The organism is Bacillus infantis, assembly GCF_050107595.1.
Classification (GTDB): domain Bacteria; phylum Bacillota; class Bacilli; order Bacillales; family Cytobacillaceae; genus Bacillus_AB; species Bacillus_AB infantis_C.
The window spans coordinates 1-19,274 of sequence record NZ_JBNILH010000010.1 but is presented as its reverse complement, the minus strand read 5'-3'; the positions used below and the strand labels follow the sequence as shown (position 1 = coordinate 19,274).

Below are 19,274 nucleotides of genomic sequence, written 5' to 3'. Positions count from 1 at the left end.
GTAAGGAGGAAACTCTTCATGAATGACGATGTATTGACGACCAGCCAGCTGTCGAAGAAATATCAAAAGAATATGGCGCTTGATAAAGTGAGTGTAAAGATAAAAAAAGGCTCCATCTATGGTTTCATCGGACAGAATGGTGCCGGGAAATCCACGCTGATCCGGGTGATAACAGGACTTGCGTATCCAACCGCGGGGACATTTGAGTTATTCGGAAAAAGCAATGAACGGGATATCATCGAGGCCAGAAAGAGAATCGGAACCATTATTGAAGGGCCGGCCTTATACCCTCATATGACGGCCAAGGAAAACCTGGAAGCACACCGTCTTTTGAAAGGCATACCAGGCAAAGAATGCATCGGCAAAACGCTTAAGCTGGTTGGCTTGCAGGATACAGGAAAAAAGAAAGCGAAGAATTTTTCTTTAGGAATGAAGCAGCGCCTCGGACTGGCGATTGCCTTACTGGGAGATCCTGAGTTTTTGATTTTGGATGAACCTATTAATGGGCTGGATCCTATGGGGGTTGTGGAAATCCGGGAACTTCTTAAAAAACTGAACAGGGAATATGGTATCACGATTTTGATCTCAAGCCATATTTTAAGTGAGCTGCATCTATTGGCCACTCATTATGGCATCATCCATAAAGGAGAGCTGCTGGAACAGTTATCTGCGAAGGAGCTTCAAGAGAAATGCCAGCAGTACTTGCATATCAAAGTAGACGATCCAGGCAAGGCGGCAACCATCGTAGAAAGCCGGTTATCTACACAGGATTTTGAAGTGATGCCGGATGGAACGATCAAACTGTTTGCCTCTGTTGATACACCAGGAAAAGTCTCCAAAATGTTAACCGATGAGGGTTTGATCATCGAAGAATTCATGCCGATGGGAGAAGACTTGGAAACGTATTTCAGCAATAGCATCGGGGGTGTCCAGCATGGGTAACTTACTGAGAACAGAATGGTATAAATTAAAGAAGGATCGATCATTCCGATTCCTGAGCTGGATGCTGCTTGCGCTTGCAGTGCTGTTTCCTCTTATAGAATTCGACAATGGCACTTCAGGCCTGCCGGCAGTAAGTGATTATTACCTCGAAAGCATTCTAGGACCCCATGCGAATATTGTGAAGCTGATCCCCAGTATTCTCGCTGGTTTCTTTATTACGAGTGAATACTCCATGGGGACAATGAAAAGCATTGTATCTTCAGGAAAAAGCAGGCTGAGTATCTTCTCTGCGAAGCTAATCGTGTTTTCCATTGGAGCGGTCATCATATCATTGATATTACCTGTCGTGATGACAGGGAGTAGTGCTGTCTATTTTGGATTTGACGGTATGCCTGAAATCTCCTATTACCTTCAAACCATCGGGCTGATTATTTTATATGGAGCTGCCTTTGCTTCCATCATGGCGATTTTTTCAATCCTGTTCACGGACAGTGGAAAAACGATAGGATTTCTATTGATGTTCTTTATCTTTGCTGACTGGCCGCTGCAGGTGCTGGCTGCCAAAGTGCCGTTTTTTGAACCGATACTCAATCATTCTGTTTTTAAGCTGATCTATGACATCAGCATCGTGAACACCTTGAACAGCAGTGACTTGTTTTTCATAGTAGCGATTCCCATTCTGACGTTCCTGCTGTTTTGGGGAATAGGCGTCTATATTTTTAACAGAAAAGAAATCAAGTAATCAGAAAGCGGGTGGGGTCCAATGCTCTATTTATTCATCATCGTCCTGATCGCATTAGCCATTGTCCTCACTCGTTTCTATCTGCTGAAAAAAGAAATTAAACGGACAACCCGGCAGCTTTATCAAGTCAATCAGAATCAAACAAGCAAGAAGGTTGATATCAGCTATCATGACCGCCATTTTGAGGAGCTGGCAAAGGAAATCAATAACCAGATGGACCTGACGAAACAAGCAGAGGCAGTCAAGCGCTCAACGGAAAATGAGCTGAAACAGGCCATCTCCCATATCTCACATGATATCCGCACCCCTATGACCTCGATTCTGGGGTATATTCAGTTTTTGGAGTCCGATGAACTAAGCCCCGAGTTGAAAAAGGAATACATCGCAACGATAAAAAATAGCGCAGGAAGATTAAAAACCCTCCTGGAAGATTTTTTCGAGCTGTCGATTATCGAACAAACCGATTACCCGATGAAGCTGGAGAGGGTCAGAGCCAACGACTTGATTACAGACGCTCTATTAGGATTTTATGAGGAATTCAAAAAGAGAACGATAGAGCCGGACATCCATATTCCTGATCATGAAATCATGATCGATGCCGATGCATCTGCTGTTAAAAGAGTGGTGGAAAACTTAGTGGTCAACGCGATTCGGTACTCAACAGGGAACGTGTCCATCAGGCTTGAAGAAAGAGATGCAGCGGTTGTACTGAAGATTTCCAACACCGTCGATCAACTGAGTGAACAGGACGTACACCACATGTTCGACCGGTTCTATAAAGCCGACCAGACCCGGACAGGCAAAGGAACCGGGCTGGGGCTTCCAATCGCCAAAAGCCTGATGGAAAAAATGAACGGCAAAATCTCAGCTGAGCTAAATGGGAACCAATTGACCATGGTTTGTGAATGGGAATAAGCCAAGGGGACAGACCCCTTGGCTCTTTTTGATGCTGGGCCAAGGGGTCTGTCCCCCTGGCTTACCCGGGTCGTACATAGGACAAGAGTATTTCTTTGAGAACCTGCTGCTGAATTTGCGGTAATATGTTGGATTCAGTATAGGTTATCGCTTTTTTTAATACTACATTGTTTCCGAATGTTCCATACGCATTAATAATGGTAATGATGGTTTCTTTAACAGGTATGTCGCTGCGGATTGATCCGTCTTTTTGGCCGTCTTCAATGAGGGGGTCCAGTATTTGAATAATTTGTTTCTGAATTTCTATATAAGATTCAATGTCAGGAAGAGGTTCCTTTTTAAATGATGCGTAGCTTTCAAAGGCCTCGCGAAATTTAGAGGAATTTTTCCCTTTTCCTGTTTGATTTTCCAGCAGATAGCCTAAGACGTCTTCGAGGCGTTCATAGGCTGTTTTTTGTTTGTTAATAATTTTTTCCAGTGAGGCCAGGGTCCGCTCCAGCGTTTGGACGGCCACCGCCACGATCAGTTTATCTTTTTTGGGAAAGTATCTGAATAAGGTGGCAATTCCTATTTCCTCTGCATTGGCTATGTCCTGCATCTGGACAGAATCTATTCCATTTTCTATGAATAGCTGCTCCGCTGTCATGACGATGCTTTTAAATCGCGAGTTCCTGTTCTGTTCTCGTACTCCTTGCTGCATAAACGAAGCCTCCTTTCTGCCTATTATACAATATGCCGCTATTGATTTATGTAAACAGCAGGAGTAGAATGGAATTATGATAGTTTAACTATCATGATTTCAAATGAGGTGATCATATGAGATTGACGGATAAAGTGGCGATTATTACAGGAGCCGGAAGCGGCATGGGGGAAGCAGAGGCCCTTCTGTTTGCCGGTGAGGGAGCTAAGGTTGTTGCAACAGATATTAATAAAGAAGCGGTGGATACAGTAGTTTCAAAGATTAAAGAAGCAGGCGGAGAAGCGATTGCGATAGAACATAATGTCGCTTTAAGAGCAGATTGGGAAAAGGTTTGTAAACAGACGGCCGATACATTCGGGAAACTGGATATCTTAATCAATAATGCTGGAGTCGCCTTGCCAAAGCCATTTATGGAGCAAACAGAGGAAGATTGGGCAAGGACCTATTCCATTAATATAGATAGTACAATGCTTGGGATGCAGCTTGCTCTGCCACTCCTTGAAGAAAATAATGGAGGGTCAATTGTAAATATCTCTTCGATTTCCGCGCTTGTGGGAATGGCCGGTTCGGGAGCTTATACCGCTTCAAAGGGTGCCGTCCGATCGATCACTAAGGCGGCGGCAGTAGAATTTGGCAAAAAAAATATCCGGGTAAACTCCGTGCATCCTGGCTACATCGTTACCCCAATGAGTGCACCATCAATGGAAAACTATAAAGACTTCTTCCTATCTCAAATTGCTTTGCCGCAGCTGGGGAATGCAAAAGAGGTGGCCAATGCCGTACTGTTCCTGGCATCAGATGAAGCGAGCCATATTACCGGCATTGAACTCCCAGTCGATGGCGGAGTAACTGCCAAATAAGTCTGACGAATTAAGGAGTGGGCTGTAATGGCTCGGCTCGTGTACAGGGAAAACAGCATTGGTGACAGGAAGGGCTTGGGGAATTGGTTTTTCTGCAGCTAAGGAGGCGGATGAACCTGGGTGAGTTTCAGGCAGAAAGCGAACCGAATCTTATTGTCGCTGGACGATATAAGTATTGGTCTCATGGTCGATGAGGTTAATGAGGTAATCGAAGTCCCAAAGGAAAGGATTGACCAAGCCATTATCAATAATGGGGAAGCGGGCGGATCCTTATAAGGGCTGGCTAGAATATAGAATAGAGGGACGGTTCATTATGTCTGTAAACCTTCAGAGCCTTTTATTGCAGATCATGCTGGATCATCCCCATATGTAAACATTATATAATTGGTTAAGGACCTGCCTGTTTTGAAGCTTTCTTTTCAAAACAGGCTTTTTTGGTTAGCAGGAAATTTGGGCTTGGCAGACGCTGTAATGTAGGAATTAGACCTGGGTTTGTATGTATAAATATGGTAATATTGGTTTTGAGACCCTTATGCTCATAAAGAGGCCCGTCCTCTTTATTTGGCTGCAGGATTGCAGTAGAAGCCGAACGAAAGGTGGAACCTGCATTCTTGACGGGGTTTTATTTTTATATATAGGAGGCGTTCAATCATGAACAGATTAATGAAGACATGCAAGAGGCAGAATCCAAGTTTGGGGGTTATCTATTATGAACCATAACGGGCTATGCAGCAAAGAAAGCTTCATAGAGCAGCTGGTCTATATTGATGAGAACATTCAGGAGCTAACCAGCCTTTATGTCTCATCCACCCCTGTATATGAGCGCTTAAAAAATTTCTTCCATTTATATGTGATGGAAGTGGAGGATCTAATACAAAGCAATCGGAAAAATACGATCATCCCATCCTTGCCGAAAGTGTATATCGGAACCAGGGTCACTGTAGCCTATGAAGACGAAGACGATACTGAGGAGTTTCTCATCTGTTTTCCAGGTCAGACCGATCCAGACGCAGGCTGCATATCCTTTTTATCACCGGTAGGAAGGCAGCTATTATTAAAAAACAGGGGTGATAAGGTTATGTTAAAAATCCCAACCGGTGAACTCCCGGTTATCATAAAAGACATAACCTTTGCTGCCCCTTCCGTAAAGGTATAAGCCAAGGGGACAGGTCCCATGGGTCTTTTTTGAGGCTGGAATAGGGTCCTGTTCCTGTTTATCTATAGCCTCAGTGAGGGGAAGCTGTGCCAAACAAAAAGAAGGAGCCAGGGGGTCTTTTTAAAATTGGGCCAAGGGGTCTGTCCCCGCGGCTTTTAATGGAAATAAGCCAAGGGGACAGACCCCCTGGCTCCTTTTATTTACCCAACTTTGTGATGGAATGACTTAAAGTAACAGGTCAGGATTGCTTATTAAGAAGGTAAAAAATGTATTTTTGTAGAAGTAAGTAAATAAACGAGTGGGGGTTATGTAATGAACCTAACAATCTTTAAGAGTGTCAGAACCAATAATTTTAAAGATGAGGCTATTATGCAAAAGATTTCAGAAATGTGGAAAGAGGCATCAGGTATTTTAGGTAACCAGGATGAGGTTAAATATGGATTGTACTATGATTACGAGAGTGATTATAAAGGCGATTACACCTTAAGCGTTGCCATAGAAAGTGGTAATAATGATTCGACGGTTAAGATCCCAAACACAACAAAATATGAGATTTTTGAAGTGGATACATTAGACGAGCTTGGGATACTTAACGCTTGGAGGGAGATATGGGACCGTGAAGAGAAAGGAGATTTGAAAAGAGCTTATTCGTTCGACTTTGAAAAATATAACCCTAATGGACAGATTGAAATTCATATCGCTGTTAAATAGTTTAAAAAGAGCCAGGGGGTCAGGTCCCCTGGCTCTTGTTGAAATTGGGCCAAGGGGTCTGTCCCCATGGTTCTTCCTAACTTATTTTTTCAGTATGTGCGATGGCAGAGATTTCAATCAGCTGCTCTGGGAACGCCAGATAAGTTACGCCGATGAGGCTGCCCGCCGGCCGATGTTGTTCAAGGTATTCCTTGAATAAGCCGATGACTGACTCAGAATGTTCCTTCGGATTTGTCAGATATATTTCCACATAAGCCAGGTTGGACTTTGTGGCTCCTAACTCCTCTAGAACACGATTAAGGTTTTCAAGCGTTTGCCGGGTTTGGGTTTCAATATCGTCTTTGCCAACGAACATGCCATCTTTATTGTGTGAAAATTGACCTGAAACGTAAATCGTACCGTTGGCGTTATACCCTTGGGTAATGCCGTGATCCCACAGATTGTGATGGTAAGTCTTAAAATGACTCATTATTTTCTCTCCTTTATTCTTAAGTAAGGTAAGAATATAATGAATACTGAGAAAAAAACAGTACGCACTTTTTTAATAGCTACTACCAGAAAGGATAGTGCTCATATGAGTATGAATGACTATAAGGAAAAGGGTAATATCCAAGAGACACCTTTTGGCTATACGCTGTCAGTAATTGGCGGTAAATGGAAAATGCTTATCATTTACCTGTTAGCAGAAAATCAGCCTGTTCGCTTTAATGACATGAAGAGAAGAATAGGGGCTATTACCTTTAAAACATTAAGTTCTCAACTTAAAGAGTTGGAAGCAGACGGAATCGTTCGACGGAAAGAATATCCGCAAATTCCACCCAAGGTGGAGTACAGCCTCACACAAAAGGCAGAAACTCTATTACCAGTTTTAGAACAGTTATGTGAATGGGGAGAAAAAAACCGCACAGGTTTGTGAAATAGGCTAAATTTAGCTATCGGGGTCTATGTGCCAGAACAGGTGCCAAACCATGCGGCTTTTTTCTTCCATAAAAGGAGCAGTTTGTGTAATAAGAAAAAAACTTGTATGGCTTGTACGATCGAATTGTGACACGCGAAAACAAGTGCCTATATGGGTAAAGAACTCGATAATTCTAATAATAGAGATTTGGTAAATCCTATGCTTAAAATAGCAGGAGGCATCTAATGGAGATTAAATATTCCATCATTATATTATACACATTAGGTCTTGTTTTACTGGGGTGGTTTTCATTACAGTCTTTAATATATTCAGTAATGAACCCATCATTTCCAAGTATTCAATTGATCCTAACCATATTTTTAATGATTTCGTTGAGTTGGGTTATAGGACTATCAGTAAAGAAATACATTAACAAATCTGCTAATGGAAATTAGCGCTTGGAATTAAAGTTAAAAATGAATTTTGTTTCGGGCTCTGTTATTGCGTTTGTATGCATATTAGGGTTATTTATGTTTTAAATCAGATAACAGGTCAGCTGCTAAATCCACGGCACTTTTTTATGACTAACAGGGCTGTTTCTTGAAGAAGGAAAAGTCTTACTAGGTGTAGAAGAGGTAATGTATTAGTAGAAATAATAGGATGTGATTATTATAGAAGCAGTAATTTTTGATTTTGATGGAACACTTGCCGATACACTGCCAGTGTGTTTTTTAGCATTTGAAGGTGTTTTTAAAAAAATTGATAATCGCGAGGTAACAACAGAAGAGATTATAGCCATGTTCGGGCCCTCTGAAACTGGAATTATACGTAAAAATCTCAAGAATAATAAGTATGAGGAAGCCATTGAATTGTATTATGAGATATACAAGGATCAGCATAGTAACATTGTGCAGCATAATGAGGAAATCAAAATTCTGCTCGAGCATTTAAAAACAAACGGGTATAAGCTTGGAATAGTCACTGGTAAAGCAAGGAGAAGTCTCGATATCTCTCTGGATTGCCTTGGATTAAAAACCTTTTTTGATGTAATCATTACTGGGGATGATGTAGAGCTGCCAAAGCCTGACCCGGAGGGAATATATAAAGCATTAGAAAAGCTAAACGTTTCACATAAGGAAGCTGTTTTTCTTGGAGATAGTGAAGCAGATATTATTGCGGGTAAAGAAGCAAACTTACTTACAATAGGAGTACACTGGCTGCCGAATATCCAGACAGCTGAATTTAAAAATCAACCAGATAAAATATACAGCAGTGTTAAGGATTTCTTGCGATTCCTCTCCAGCTTATGATTGAAAGGGAAAAAGCTGCCAATCAAGGCAGATTTATTATGGTACAAACGCTGCAGTGTAATCTCTTTTATCGTTTAATTAATCTAATTGAATAGGAGAAAAAATGAGTTCTAAAATAGAAAAACTGATTCCTAATAAGTTAGCCGTATATTTGTGGAAAGTATTGCCCATCCCAAAATATATTAGATCCAAAATTATGTGGCTTACTAATGATCGCTTTTTAGTAGCTGTATTGGGATTAATAACAAATGAAAAAGATGAAATTTTATTATTAAAGCATACATACCGGTCAGAGCCTTGGGGTATACCCAGCGGCTGGATTAGATACGAGGACCCATTAAAAGGGTTAGAACGTGAAGTTAAAGAAGAGACAGGATTTGTGGTACAGGTACAGAAGGTCAGAAAAGTGCAGCATGTACCTAAACCGCACCGGATAGACATTTATTGTGAAGGATCTTTTATAGATGGCAGCTTTGAAAAAAGCCCTGAAATTTCAGATTTTGGTTTCTACCCTTCGAATCGTCTTCCGGAAGGCATGCCTAAGGGACAAATAGAGTTAATCAAAGAATATTTAGAAATAAAGTAAGGAGGCAGATGCTTCTGCAAACTAAAAAATAATTCAGCTGATAGCTCCATCAAAAAATAAATATAAAAAGCCTATACTTTTACAAGTATAGGCAGACCATTTAATCTGCTGCCAGCAGAGAAAATAGGTTGAGATCAACAAAACGTCCTTTGGATTTTTCCGCTTTTCTCATTGTTCCTTCAAAGTGGAAATTTAACTTTTTCAGGACCTTCATTGAGTTGGCGTTCTCAGGTTCTACTTTTGCTTCGATTCGATTAAGTTTTAAATCGTTAAAGGCAAATTGTATTAAACCATTAATAGCTTCAGGAGCATATCCCTTGCCCCAATGATCTTTGCTTATTTCGTAGCCAATCTCAGTTTTTGCATTTTCAAAGTCTAAGATGTTAAAACCGCAGGATCCAATAATATCATTAGATTCTAACTCAATTATTGAGTAGCGGTGTGCAGTGTTTTCTTTTGATAGTTTGTCTAATAATAAAATCATTTCTTCGGCCTGATTTTTATCAGTGAGCCTATCAATATTCATAAATCTAGTGACCTCTGGATTGGACCAGATTTGGAACAATCGCTCTGAGTCTGATGCTTGCATTTTTCTTAATAGTAATCTTTTTGTGCTAAGGTCTTTAATCAATATTTTCACCTCCATTATAGTCTTATGCGGGGTTAGGATATTGATATCTGGGCATAGTTCAGTCCTTTCATACAATGATAATCATATTATACAAGCTTTTTGCCAGATAGAGAAATTTTCCATATTAAGTTTTCCTGATCACGAGATCCCCTTTATACATTTTTCTGACAGCAGGAAGCTCTTTGCCCCCAAGTCTGCCCTGTAAACAGGTAATCAAATCGCTGACCATCCTATCAGTCTGATTTTGAATACTGGAAAGCTCAGGGGAAGTTGTCAGGCAAATTGGATGGTTGTCAAAACCAATAATTGAAAAATCCTTTGGGACAGAAACACCATGGTTTTTAGCGGAGGATAGTAAGCCTGCTGCTAAAAAGTCACTGCCTGCAAGAACTCCATCATAGCGGCAATGACTTGAAAAAATTTCATTGCCCAGCAGTATACCTTCTTCAATTGTTGAGTACCCGCTTATCTTTTGCCGGTCCGTACATACTTTATTTAAGTCCAGGTGAGCTTGTTTAAAACCCTCCCATCTTTTTTGCTGAAGGGGAGTGCTTTCTTCATCTGCACAAAATAATAGTTGACTGCGTCCTTCCTTTAGCAGGTAATGCGCAGCCGAATAAACCGCATCCCTTTCATCGAGTGAAAAGACGTCTAAATGTCTTGATTGAAGGGGTTCATTGCAAATAAGTGCGATCTTATCTCTGACCTTCTGTTCGATCTCCTTCACACCTAATAAAGTATGGGTGATGATCACGGCATCCATCTCATTTTCAGCTAACTTCTCATAAATCTCATATTCTTCATCCATAGAATAAAACGTCTGGAAAATCACTATCTTATATCCGATTTCTCTGCATCTCGCTGCAATCATGCCAACAAGCGGGCTGAAATAGGGATGATCCAGGACCGGAATCGTCACACCAATCGTTTTTGTTGACTGTGTTCTGAGGTGGACGCCCCGTGCGTTTCGGACAAAAGACAATTCTTCTATTGCTTTCATCACTCTTGTTCGGCTGTCTTCTGAAACATGAGGATGGTTATTGAGGACACGAGATACCGTGGACTTAGAAACGCCGCTTAGCCGAGCTATATCTATAATGGTAGTCATTTAATTTACCCCTAAAAAAATATTGACCTGGGAACGTTCCCTGCATATACCCTATAAGCAGCATAGAACAGGGAGGTATGAAACGTGACATTAAAAGTGTACCATTCCAGCGGAAATCCTGACTACTTAATGGTATTTGATTTTGATGAGACTTATTTTCCGCATGAGCTAAAAGATTGGCAGTTAAAAGACTTATATGACCTTGAACAGTATCTTGAAAGGCTTCTTCATAAGAAAAATATCAAAATTGGCTGGGTAACAGGCAGCAGTATGGATGATATCCATAAGAAAATGAGAGCGGCCCGGATTAACTTCCTTCCACATTTTATTGCCTCCAATCTAGGAACGGAATTATGGGAGATCGATTCAAACGGAAATTGCCATCAAAATCAAGAGTGGGAAAAAAGAATTAAAAAATCTGGATTCAGCCATAGAGTTGTTGAAGAACTCATTCATGATTTAAGATCGATATATGGGATACAGCTGCGAAAACAAACCCAATTTGGCCAAAAATCCTTTAAAATGAACTATTATTATTTTATAGAAGATAGTGCGAGGGTTAGGTATGACTTAAATATCATAAAACAATTAGCACGAAATAGAGGGATAAGCTTCAATATAAACCGCTGCAACCCTCTAGCTGGAGACCCCGCAAATGCATTTGACGTGGATTTCATTCCGCAAAATACAGGTAAGCGGGCAGTAGTTCATTTCGTCATGAAACAGCATAGAATCTCTATTGATCATACATTTGCGTTTGGAGATAGCGGGAATGATATAGAGATGCTGAAAGCGGTAAAGCATGGGTATTTATTGAAAAATGCTACAGAAGAAGCGAAACAGCTGCATGACATGATGACGGCAGATCCTTATGCCAAAGGGATCCAGCATGTTTGCAGGAATTATTTTCAATCATAACTCACTCAAATTTCTTCAGTATTTATCAGAATATAAATTGGCCTTGAGTTCAATAAAGCACAGGGGTTACTGCATACATCAAGCTTTTCAGTACAAACATAGATTACAGCATCAGGCGGTATTTATCGATTGGGAAGGACATTTTATTATCGGTGTTAAAAAGCGCGGATTGGTCTGTTAAAACAATCCCATTTAGGCGGTACTGTATGTTCAATAGGTGGTTTTAAAACTTCTGTAGATTATGTCGCAGGGGCTGAATCAAAGATTTTAACTTACTGGTGGTGGCTGGAGGAAATTCATGGAGTAATGATGATCACCGATCTGCTGCAGTTTATCAAAAATACGTTTCAAAAGAACATTCCTATAGGCGCTATATTTATTTCATCTTATCGAAACAAGGATGGATAATTGCCGAAAGAGCACTTTTTATATAATTTTGATCCAAATTGCTGAATTGATTATTTATCAAGAAACTATAAAAGGGGGCTTTATAGATGAAGGAATCCATGAAGGTTCAAGAAGCATTATTAAAATCCTGGTCAGTCCATTCAAGTTCCAAATGGACTACAGATAACCCGGCTAAAGGCCAATGTGGTGTAACGGCATTAGTAGTAAATGATTTGCTGGGCGGACTTATACGAAAAACCCCTTTAAAAGAAGGATGGCATTTTTACAACGAGATCAGTGGTGCCCGTTATGACTTTACTGTTTCACAGTTCAAGGAAGACATCGTTTATATGGACATTCCGTCAAATAGAGAAGAGGCATTCCAGGATACAAATCAGAGACAATATGATTTTCTAAAGCAAAGTGTAAAGGTACATTTATAAGAGCAATAGTGCCATAAGAAAAAATATTACTGGTGTAGAAAAGTCGGTATAAATGGATAGTTACTTATGGAGCATTGCCGATAACTGCAGATATATTCCCAGCAAAGACAGCTGTTTTTTGCTGCATTTTCCGATTAGAAGATAGTGCTAGAGTATTGCCGAAATTATGAATTATTGTGGGTCCTTAAGTTTCAAATCAGCTGCCAAACCAGGCAGCTTTTCTTATGATGAGACATCGAAGGGAATTCGTTACGAAGAGAGGATGAAATCCTGCGAAATAATTGAGCATTTTGAGTAAACCTTATTAAGCTGAGGGTGTTAACAAAGGGAATATATTTACTTCAAATTAGTACCAGGTGATAGTAGTTGGTGTTAAAATAACAATAAACCAGAGAAATGAGGTAAACGTTATGATTAAATCCAAAGCGCGTATTACTGCGATAGGTTCTTATGTTCCTGAAGGAAAATTTACAAATGAAGATTTAGAAAAAATGGTCGAAACGAATGATGAATGGATTACTCAGCGAACAGGTATTAAAGAACGGAGAATTGCCGGTATTAATGAGTTTACAAGTGATATAAGCTATAAAGCCGTAGTGAACCTGATAGAACGCTATAACAAATCAGTTGAGGATGTTGATATGATTATTGTTTGCACATTAACCCCTGATTTCAAGACTCCAAGTGCTGCTTCGCATATTCAAGCAAGATTAGGCATTAAGAATACTGGAGCTATGGATCTAAACGTTGCTTGTGCCGGATTTACTTATGGATTATATGTGGCTAACGGTTTAATTACTTCGGGTTTAAACAAAAAGGTTTTGGTTGTGGGAGCTGAAACGCTATCTAAAGTAACCGACTATACAGATAGAACAACCTGCATCCTTTTTGGGGATGGCGGGGGGGCAGTTCTTGTGGAATACGATGAACAACAGCCGAGTTTTATCTCATCACACCTTGGATCAGAAGGAGAAAAAGGAAATAGTTTATATAGCACTAATTTATCTAAAGCCATGAATGGAGAAGATTTGGCCGGAAACGGCTGTATTGTTCAAAACGGGCGGGAGGTTTACAAGTGGGCTGTTACAACTGTGCCAACAGGAATTCAGTCGGTTATGAAGAACGCCTCGATGGACTTGAAGGATGTCGATTGGTTTGTTCCTCATAGTGCAAATTTAAGGATGATTGAGTCGATATGCGAAAAAAGCGGTTTTCCAATAGAGCGAACTCTATATAGCTTAGTCAATTACGGTAATACATCCTCAGCTTCCATTCCTTTATCTTTAGATATGGCGGTAAGAGAAGGTAGTATAAGCAAAGGAAATAAGATATTATTATACGGCTTTGGTGGCGGTTTGGCACATGCAGGATTGCTAATAGATTGGAGTGTTTAAACCTCAAGGAGCTGCTTACTGGAGAACGAATTTTTTAAGCTCTCGGGTGCTTCCATTCAAGCTCAGCGGCAACCAGGCAGCTTTTCTTATACGAATAACGGAGCAGATCAGTTTAAGAAAGCCCCTCTAATCAACTAACTCTGAGGGGCTCTTCATTCTTAGGAGGTTGGCTAGATCCTGAAGAAGAATCTTTTTTCAAAGCCAACAATAATATCATTCCAATGATACAAGCTGTACCAGTCCATTGGTAAAAACCAAAGGGTTCCTTTAACCAAAAGACCGTTGTTAAAACAGCAGCGAGTGGCTCTATGCTTCCTAGAAGGCTTGATTCTTTAGGCGGCAGGCTTTGTAAACTTTTTATATAAAACCAAAAAGCGATCATAGTACCAAATATGATAACGAAGACTAAATATAAATAACCTTCTAGTGGTAAGCTTTTAAAGTCCATTTGCCAAGGTGGATGGATCATACTTAATGCAAAACCACCGATAATCATAGCCCATCCAACTATGACAAGGGAATCGTATTGTTTCAGTAATGGAATGGCATATAAAGTATAAAATGCTAAAGCTATTCCGGATAAAACACCCCAAACGATTGCTGGTTTTGGCACAGATAATTGAGCTATTGAGCCGTTTGTTAATAAAAAAAAGCACCCAACTAAAGCCAGCGAAACAGTCAACAAATCTCTTCGTGTTAGGACTGTCTGTCTGCGGAAAATTAAGTAAATGATAATCATGACAGGTGCTAAGTATTGTAATAGCGTTGCAACAGCAGCATTACCGTGTTTAATGGAAGCCATATATGTGTATTGAACCGCAAGCATGCCGAATAACCCGAAGATAATCAATTGAATACCTGTCCTTCCAGTTTTCCAGACACCAAGTATCTGGGACCGGTCTTTTCCGAAAAACTGGACTGTTAAGAGTAAAAAACCAGCTATGAGCAAACGGGTCGATACCAGCCAATCTACATCGATTTGATACTGTTGAAAAAGCTTTTTTGCAACTGTGCCACCAATCCCCCAACATACTGCTCCCGTAATAACAAGAAATATTCCCTTTCTTCTATCCAAGATTGATTTCCCACCTTTAAATATAAAAATAGTGTTATAGTATTTCTAATGGTAAGTGGAAAATCTTTGAAATAATACCTGAATCGAATGAAAAAATATAAGTATATTGAGGTGGTCATTTGCAAATTAATTTTATAGTTGATCAAAGCTTAAAAGAAATAACAGAACATCGTACAGTTACATTACCGATTGCCTGTTACGAAACCACCATTAATAAAAATATAAATGGGTATATACCACTTCATTGGCATGATGAACTTCAGTTTGTTCACGTTATAAAAGGCGAAGCAATTTTTCAGGTTAATGAAGAAAATATTGCTGTTCAAGAAGGCGAGGGGCTATTTATAAATAGTAGCTGCCTGCACATGGCAAAAGATAATAATAATTCGGGCTGTACCTATATTTGTCTAAATGTTTCTCCGAGTTTCGTTTTATCACAAGAACTTTATGCAACCTTTGTAAACCCTTATATTCAGGCTACTAATATACCTTATTTACTCTTGGTACCAAAGGAGCTTTGGGCGAATAATATTTTGGGCTCTATTATGAATATCCATCAGTTGATAAAACAAAATCCACCATATTATGAAATCGACATTAGTGTACATCTAACGCTAATTTGGAAGAACCTTATAATAAATGGGATTCAATTAGAGTACGAACAAACGGAAATGTTAAAGAGTCATCGAATGAAGCAAATGTTAAATTGGATCCATCTGCATTATGCTGAGAAAATCCTTCTAGATGATATTGCACGAGCTGGTCAATTAAGCCGTTCCGAATGCTGTCGATATTTCAAACGGGTTTTAAAGAAAACACCTTTGAATTATGTATCCGATTATCGAATTCAAAAAAGTTTAATTTTACTACAACAACCAGAATCCAATGTCACAGATGTTGCCTATCAAGTAGGATTTAACAGCACAAGCTATTTCATTGATAAATTCAAAAAGTCGATGAACATGACACCATTAGCATTCAAAAAATATAAAATAGCTGATTCACCTTGTAAAGGAGTACACTTAAACTAGAGGCGGCATTCCTGCAATAATAAAAATAACAAAAACCAAGTTTATGAAGGAATGTAACTAAACTAGCGGGTGCATATGTTCCAGAACAGCTGCCGATTCAGGCGGTTTTTCTTATATAACAAAAGGGGCAGGTTTATTGTAAAGAGATTATAAGTTTCCCTATTTCTACAGCTAAAGTTGTAGGGAATGTCTATCTATACATGGAGGAAATAATTTGAGGAACAATTCCTCGTAAAAATAATCCACTACTTTAACAGCAGCCTCTTCTCCCCTATCTTCTCGTATAAAGATGATGCTTGGGACAGATGTATTTCCTCCAGTGTCTTTTCAATTCTTATATTATCCAAACAGACCAAATTGAACCGTAAGATCTAATTTTCATCCACCGTGAGGAAACCAATTAATGAATAGGTTAAAAAAGCAACTGCCATAATAAACAAAAAACATAAAGGGTGGAAATGAATGGTCCTTGCCTTATATTTTTTTGTGAGTTGGGTCGTGTCCATTATTTTTTTGAAAATGCCTAAAAGCCTTTCGTTCATGCAAAATTCTTTTGTGTTTCTTGTGATTTTGATCATTAGCATGAACTGGTCATGGATTATTTACCAGGAACTAACATTCATCAGGCTTTCATCTGACGCCATCAACTTTACCTCATTTTTAATTAATCGAAGTATAGCAGTACCCTGTATCATAGCGATTACAGTAAATTTGATTCATTTATCAAAGTCTTTAGTTCAATCTTTACTATTTACGTTAGCATCTACCATTTTTTTATCATTATCGGCTTTGGGAGGTATTTATTTTAAGGTAACGGAATATGTTCATTGGCATTTTGTATATGACGTCTTTTATTTTCTTCTGTTAAATATTGTTGGATATATATTATTTAAATTATTTTACATACTTGGGCATAAAGAGGTAGGAATCAATGATCTTATGGAATAGCTTTGATAAAAATGAAATCTTCTTGCTCATATTCAATGTGATTGCTTACATGATTGTCCTGCTGATGCCTAAAAAATTCACCCGAACAGCTGGTTTATTATTTTTCTTTTGGGGAGTCACGATTGGAATGTTATATGATTTCACCATAGGGGGCGGCTTGCTGGATTATTATAAATCAAATGATTCCAATCAATATGAGATATTTGATGTTGTTTACTGTTTTCTTTATGGAGCCTTCGGATATATATTTTTTTATTTTTATGAGAAATTAAATATCAATAAAAAAACGTTTATTTTTTATACTTTAGCATGGGCTATAACTGGAGTTGCTTTCCAATTTGTCTTTATGAAATTAGATATCATCACTCTTCAAAATGGCTATAAACTTCCCTATTCCTTTGTTGTATTTTTAATTACCCAAACCATATCGGGGGTCTATTATGAAATCTTGAGGGGAAAAGAAAGAGTTCTGCTTAAAGGCAGGTGAATATAGATAACTTATTTGATGACTACTGGAGTGTTAATGAAAAAAAGTGTTTGATAAGGAGGGTATTAAGGATTGGGTATTCCCGGAGAGGCACTAAATGCATGCATTAAATAAAAAAGTCCTCCCGTTTTAAAAAAAGTTTAACTGGCAGGTGACATAAGTGAGAACTTGTGTTGGTGTCCTTAATGGTTAAAAACAGTCATGTTGCACAGTGCCTCCAAATATATTGGGGGCATTTTTTTATTTTTAAAGGAGAGTGAAAAAACTGCAGCTAAAATATAATTGCACAAATTTGTTTAAAGATGTGCACACCCATGTAAAAAGAAGTGCTGAAAGGTTAGATTCCCACAGGTGCCGCTCTATTTATTATTCACAATGACAAGATTGCAGCAGAGTCTTATTTTGGCAAACAGTCGAGTGCTAAGAATGCTCCTGATGTTAAAGAAGACACTGGAATTGGGGGGGGATTAAAATGGAACTGGTTAAAGAAATGTACTCACATAGAAGGAATAATGGCGAAAGGTTATAATCATAAAGGCTTTTTAAGTGGTAATCACCAAAAGATATATCTGAAAAACCTTTTAATTAACCCAACTGAAGAAATAGTGGGGGAAAGACATTTTTTCGAACGGATATTCAAATTGGCTGAAGGAAGTTGCTGGATTTTATGGAATTTATAATATGGTCCATCTAGCTGATATAACCAATTAAAAGGAGGAAAAGTAATGGAAGTCATTCAACAAAAGAAGGCGAAAATAGTGAAAACTATTCAAGTACGTTTAGTCTCCGACTTAAAAAAATCCCAGGAATACTACCGGGATGTTCTTGGGTGTAAAATTGATGATTGGGGACACGCAGAAAGAGATGGAATGACCATTATTCTCCAACAGTCGGACTCTCTGGAGGATGTGCAGCCAAACGCAGCATCAAGGAAGCGTTCAGATTATCCAACTGATTGGGAAGGTCCTGAATTCGGATGGGATACTTTTATCCACGTTAGTTGGGATGACCTTGATGCTCTAGTTGAAGAAATTCGAGGAAAGGGTGGAAATATTAGAGTCGAGCCGTTTACAGGGACACACGGAAAGTGGCAATTTAAAAATGCCTGTATTACAGACCCCGATGGATATAATCTTGTCTTAGGTGCAATGCGAGAAGTTTAGCATTAAAGGGGCATACGATACTTTTATGTTATGTATAAATCATCCTGTTCAACTACTAGGCGCATTCCTCAACAAGGGATGCTTTTTTAATGCCCAAACGGCGCAGCATTCTTGTAAAGAGTGAATCCCTGTTTATGATAGAAAAGGGGCAGGGTCAGCTTCCCCTTATTTTGGAGACAGAAACCGATGGGTTTATCTATGGTGAAATAACTGATCACTTTGATTTTGATGAGGAAGAAGGATGTACCTTTGGCGATGGTTTTGTTCATGCTCCGAATGGTTCAAGAGCAGGTGTCGTTTGGACTGTAAGCGACGAGCCCTATTTAAAGACTTGTATCGAACCAGAAGATGATCGATGGGGAGTGAGGCCAGGTGCAAAATCAAATAATACTGGAGGAAGTAGAAAAAGTCGATAAAATTTGGTGATTTTTTTTCCTCTTATTTTAATAACGATACGTTTTGGAGTGGTAACCTTGTATAGATATAATATTGTGTAGTGGAGTGAATATATTGGAATTCTTAATCATTTTATTATAGGGATGTTATTCTTAGCAGTTGGTATTATAGCATTTTTCCCTCCTCCTAAATTACCTTGGAAGATAAGGTTTATCATTATCTTCTTCGGAGTCGGATTTACGTTGTATTCTATCCGGGGATTATTCGGTTTAGTACCTTCTTAAAGAAAGGGTGCTTATGTTCCGGGGCAACAGCCAAACCAAGCAGCTTTCCTTATATGGCTAACGGGGCAGCATTCCTGTAATGAAGGAAAATGGGGTTTGAACAAAAAAATAACCTCTTGGTAGAATGAGAGAGTCCTGTAGCCGGCAAGCAAAAAGGACTATAACTCAAATACCAGGAGGCACTAAAAT

At 39.1% G+C, this 19,274-nt stretch carries 22 protein-coding genes; 17 read left to right on the top strand and 5 right to left on the bottom strand.

All coding sequences use genetic code 11. From position 1 onward, the window contains the following. The first annotated feature begins 18 nt into the window (after window positions 1-18). Genes ACQCVH_RS19240 through ACQCVH_RS19230 form a run of 3 tightly spaced genes read left to right on the top strand, consistent with a single transcriptional unit; the run spans window position 19 to window position 2,599 of the window. The gene (locus ACQCVH_RS19240; protein WP_426837219.1) at window positions 19-942 is read left to right on the top strand and encodes an ABC transporter ATP-binding protein; all 924 of its coding nucleotides are present in this window, start codon (window positions 19-21) and stop codon (window positions 940-942) included. Further along, entirely contained in the window at window positions 935-1,684 is a 750-nt protein-coding gene (locus ACQCVH_RS19235; RefSeq protein WP_426837218.1) for an ABC transporter permease, read from the top strand. Before ACQCVH_RS19240 ends, ACQCVH_RS19235 begins: the two co-directional genes overlap by 8 nt. 21 nt (window positions 1,685-1,705) lie before the next feature. Then, on the top strand, window positions 1,706-2,599 hold the full coding sequence (locus ACQCVH_RS19230; protein ID WP_426837217.1) for a sensor histidine kinase: 894 nt from the start codon (window positions 1,706-1,708) through the stop codon (window positions 2,597-2,599). 61 nt (window positions 2,600-2,660) lie between these two features. Here ACQCVH_RS19230 and ACQCVH_RS19225 read toward each other — a convergent pair whose 3' ends face one another. Beyond that, on the bottom strand, window positions 2,661-3,299 hold the full coding sequence (locus ACQCVH_RS19225; protein WP_426837216.1) for a TetR/AcrR family transcriptional regulator: 639 nt from the start codon (window positions 3,297-3,299) through the stop codon (window positions 2,661-2,663). Between the two features lie 116 nt (window positions 3,300-3,415). On the opposite strand from ACQCVH_RS19225, the gene ACQCVH_RS19220 reads away from it, so the two are divergent. The 4 genes from ACQCVH_RS19220 to ACQCVH_RS19205 all read left to right on the top strand — a co-directional run bounded on the left by ACQCVH_RS19220 (window position 3,416) and on the right by ACQCVH_RS19205 (window position 6,026). Next, the gene (locus ACQCVH_RS19220) at window positions 3,416-4,159 is read left to right on the top strand and encodes an SDR family NAD(P)-dependent oxidoreductase (protein WP_426837215.1); all 744 of its coding nucleotides are present in this window, start codon (window positions 3,416-3,418) and stop codon (window positions 4,157-4,159) included. Window positions 4,160-4,279: 120 nt separating this feature from the next. After that, complete coding sequence (locus tag ACQCVH_RS19215; protein ID WP_426837214.1) at window positions 4,280-4,435, top strand: hypothetical protein; 156 nt, start codon at window positions 4,280-4,282, stop codon at window positions 4,433-4,435. A gap of 433 nt (window positions 4,436-4,868) precedes the next feature. Continuing rightward, a complete protein-coding gene (locus ACQCVH_RS19210) occupies window positions 4,869-5,315 on the top strand; it encodes a GreA/GreB family elongation factor (protein ID WP_426837213.1) in 447 nt (148 codons plus the stop codon). Window positions 5,316-5,627: 312 nt separating this feature from the next. After that, entirely contained in the window at window positions 5,628-6,026 is a 399-nt protein-coding gene (locus tag ACQCVH_RS19205; RefSeq protein ID WP_426837212.1) for a GyrI-like domain-containing protein, read from the top strand. Between the two features lie 76 nt (window positions 6,027-6,102). On the opposite strand, the gene ACQCVH_RS19200 is transcribed toward ACQCVH_RS19205, so the two are convergent. Beyond that, window positions 6,103-6,495 carry a RidA family protein gene (locus tag ACQCVH_RS19200; protein WP_426837211.1) on the bottom strand — a complete coding sequence of 131 codons (393 nt, stop codon included), beginning with the start codon at window positions 6,493-6,495 and terminating at the stop codon, window positions 6,103-6,105. Between the two features lie 105 nt (window positions 6,496-6,600). Here ACQCVH_RS19200 and ACQCVH_RS19195 point away from each other — a divergent pair, with 105 nt between their 5' ends. The 3 genes from ACQCVH_RS19195 to ACQCVH_RS19185 all read left to right on the top strand — a co-directional run bounded on the left by ACQCVH_RS19195 (window position 6,601) and on the right by ACQCVH_RS19185 (window position 8,820). Further along, window positions 6,601-6,942, top strand: coding sequence for a winged helix-turn-helix transcriptional regulator (locus ACQCVH_RS19195; RefSeq protein ID WP_426837372.1), 342 nt, complete (start codon window positions 6,601-6,603; stop codon window positions 6,940-6,942). A 650-nt stretch (window positions 6,943-7,592) separates the two neighbouring features. Next, on the top strand, window positions 7,593-8,234 hold the full coding sequence (locus ACQCVH_RS19190) for an HAD family hydrolase (protein ID WP_426837371.1): 642 nt from the start codon (window positions 7,593-7,595) through the stop codon (window positions 8,232-8,234). Between the two features lie 103 nt (window positions 8,235-8,337). Beyond that, complete coding sequence (locus ACQCVH_RS19185) at window positions 8,338-8,820, top strand: NUDIX hydrolase (protein ID WP_426837210.1); 483 nt, start codon at window positions 8,338-8,340, stop codon at window positions 8,818-8,820. A 100-nt stretch (window positions 8,821-8,920) separates the two neighbouring features. Here the strand turns inward: ACQCVH_RS19185 and ACQCVH_RS19180 are convergent, their stop codons facing one another. Then, window positions 8,921-9,451, bottom strand: a complete 531-nt coding sequence (locus ACQCVH_RS19180) for a GNAT family N-acetyltransferase (protein WP_426837209.1) — start codon at window positions 9,449-9,451, stop codon at window positions 8,921-8,923. Window positions 9,452-9,575: 124 nt separating this feature from the next. After that, window positions 9,576-10,559, bottom strand: coding sequence for a LacI family DNA-binding transcriptional regulator (locus tag ACQCVH_RS19175; RefSeq protein ID WP_426837208.1), 984 nt, complete (start codon window positions 10,557-10,559; stop codon window positions 9,576-9,578). Window positions 10,560-10,643: 84 nt separating this feature from the next. On the opposite strand from ACQCVH_RS19175, the gene ACQCVH_RS19170 reads away from it, so the two are divergent. The 3 genes from ACQCVH_RS19170 to ACQCVH_RS19160 all read left to right on the top strand — a co-directional run bounded on the left by ACQCVH_RS19170 (window position 10,644) and on the right by ACQCVH_RS19160 (window position 13,701). After that, window positions 10,644-11,477 (top strand): HAD-IIB family hydrolase, encoded by an 834-nt coding sequence (locus ACQCVH_RS19170; RefSeq protein WP_426837207.1) that lies wholly within the window; start codon window positions 10,644-10,646, stop codon window positions 11,475-11,477. A 494-nt stretch (window positions 11,478-11,971) separates the two neighbouring features. Beyond that, a complete protein-coding gene (locus tag ACQCVH_RS19165; protein WP_426837206.1) occupies window positions 11,972-12,307 on the top strand; it encodes a YunG family protein in 336 nt (111 codons plus the stop codon). Between the two features lie 410 nt (window positions 12,308-12,717). Then, entirely contained in the window at window positions 12,718-13,701 is a 984-nt protein-coding gene (locus ACQCVH_RS19160; RefSeq protein WP_426837205.1) for a ketoacyl-ACP synthase III, read from the top strand. Between the two features lie 130 nt (window positions 13,702-13,831). Here ACQCVH_RS19160 and ACQCVH_RS19155 read toward each other — a convergent pair whose 3' ends face one another. Next, window positions 13,832-14,776, bottom strand: a complete 945-nt coding sequence (locus ACQCVH_RS19155; RefSeq protein ID WP_426837204.1) for a DMT family transporter — start codon at window positions 14,774-14,776, stop codon at window positions 13,832-13,834. 119 nt (window positions 14,777-14,895) lie between these two features. Between ACQCVH_RS19155 and ACQCVH_RS19150 the strand changes: the two genes are divergently transcribed. The 4 genes from ACQCVH_RS19150 (at window position 14,896) to ACQCVH_RS19135 (ending at window position 18,821) form a co-directional block, all read left to right on the top strand. After that, window positions 14,896-15,807, top strand: coding sequence for an AraC family transcriptional regulator (locus ACQCVH_RS19150; protein ID WP_426837203.1), 912 nt, complete (start codon window positions 14,896-14,898; stop codon window positions 15,805-15,807). Window positions 15,808-16,738: 931 nt separating this feature from the next. Then, entirely contained in the window at window positions 16,739-17,242 is a 504-nt protein-coding gene (locus ACQCVH_RS19145; RefSeq protein ID WP_426837202.1) for a hypothetical protein, read from the top strand. Between the two features lie 725 nt (window positions 17,243-17,967). Beyond that, complete coding sequence (locus ACQCVH_RS19140) at window positions 17,968-18,405, top strand: VOC family protein (protein ID WP_426837201.1); 438 nt, start codon at window positions 17,968-17,970, stop codon at window positions 18,403-18,405. Window positions 18,406-18,494: 89 nt separating this feature from the next. Next, window positions 18,495-18,821, top strand: a complete 327-nt coding sequence (locus tag ACQCVH_RS19135; RefSeq protein ID WP_426837200.1) for a hypothetical protein — start codon at window positions 18,495-18,497, stop codon at window positions 18,819-18,821. Window positions 18,822-19,274: the final 453 nt, after the last annotated feature.

Excerpts from the sequence above, each read along its gene's own strand:
- ACQCVH_RS19210 (WP_426837213.1), top strand. The coding sequence starts at position 4,869 with ATGAACCATAACGGGCTATGCAGCAAAGAAAGCTTCATAGAGCAGCTG.
- ACQCVH_RS19220 (WP_426837215.1), top strand. The coding sequence starts at position 3,416 with ATGAGATTGACGGATAAAGTGGCGATTATTACAGGAGCCGGAAGCGGC.
- ACQCVH_RS19205 (WP_426837212.1), top strand. The coding sequence starts at position 5,628 with ATGAACCTAACAATCTTTAAGAGTGTCAGAACCAATAATTTTAAAGAT.
- ACQCVH_RS19235 (WP_426837218.1), top strand. The coding sequence starts at position 935 with ATGGGTAACTTACTGAGAACAGAATGGTATAAATTAAAGAAGGATCGA.
- ACQCVH_RS19135 (WP_426837200.1), top strand. The coding sequence starts at position 18,495 with ATGCCCAAACGGCGCAGCATTCTTGTAAAGAGTGAATCCCTGTTTATG.
- ACQCVH_RS19240 (WP_426837219.1), top strand. The coding sequence starts at position 19 with ATGAATGACGATGTATTGACGACCAGCCAGCTGTCGAAGAAATATCAA.
- ACQCVH_RS19175 (WP_426837208.1), bottom strand. The coding sequence starts at position 10,559 with ATGACTACCATTATAGATATAGCTCGGCTAAGCGGCGTTTCTAAGTCC.
- ACQCVH_RS19145 (WP_426837202.1), top strand. The coding sequence starts at position 16,739 with ATGATCTTATGGAATAGCTTTGATAAAAATGAAATCTTCTTGCTCATA.
- ACQCVH_RS19225 (WP_426837216.1), bottom strand. The coding sequence starts at position 3,299 with ATGCAGCAAGGAGTACGAGAACAGAACAGGAACTCGCGATTTAAAAGC.
- ACQCVH_RS19160 (WP_426837205.1), top strand. The coding sequence starts at position 12,718 with ATGATTAAATCCAAAGCGCGTATTACTGCGATAGGTTCTTATGTTCCT.
- ACQCVH_RS19140 (WP_426837201.1), top strand. The coding sequence starts at position 17,968 with ATGGAAGTCATTCAACAAAAGAAGGCGAAAATAGTGAAAACTATTCAA.
- ACQCVH_RS19200 (WP_426837211.1), bottom strand. The coding sequence starts at position 6,495 with ATGAGTCATTTTAAGACTTACCATCACAATCTGTGGGATCACGGCATT.
- ACQCVH_RS19165 (WP_426837206.1), top strand. The coding sequence starts at position 11,972 with ATGAAGGAATCCATGAAGGTTCAAGAAGCATTATTAAAATCCTGGTCA.
- ACQCVH_RS19195 (WP_426837372.1), top strand. The coding sequence starts at position 6,601 with ATGAGTATGAATGACTATAAGGAAAAGGGTAATATCCAAGAGACACCT.
- ACQCVH_RS19185 (WP_426837210.1), top strand. The coding sequence starts at position 8,338 with ATGAGTTCTAAAATAGAAAAACTGATTCCTAATAAGTTAGCCGTATAT.
- ACQCVH_RS19230 (WP_426837217.1), top strand. The coding sequence starts at position 1,706 with ATGCTCTATTTATTCATCATCGTCCTGATCGCATTAGCCATTGTCCTC.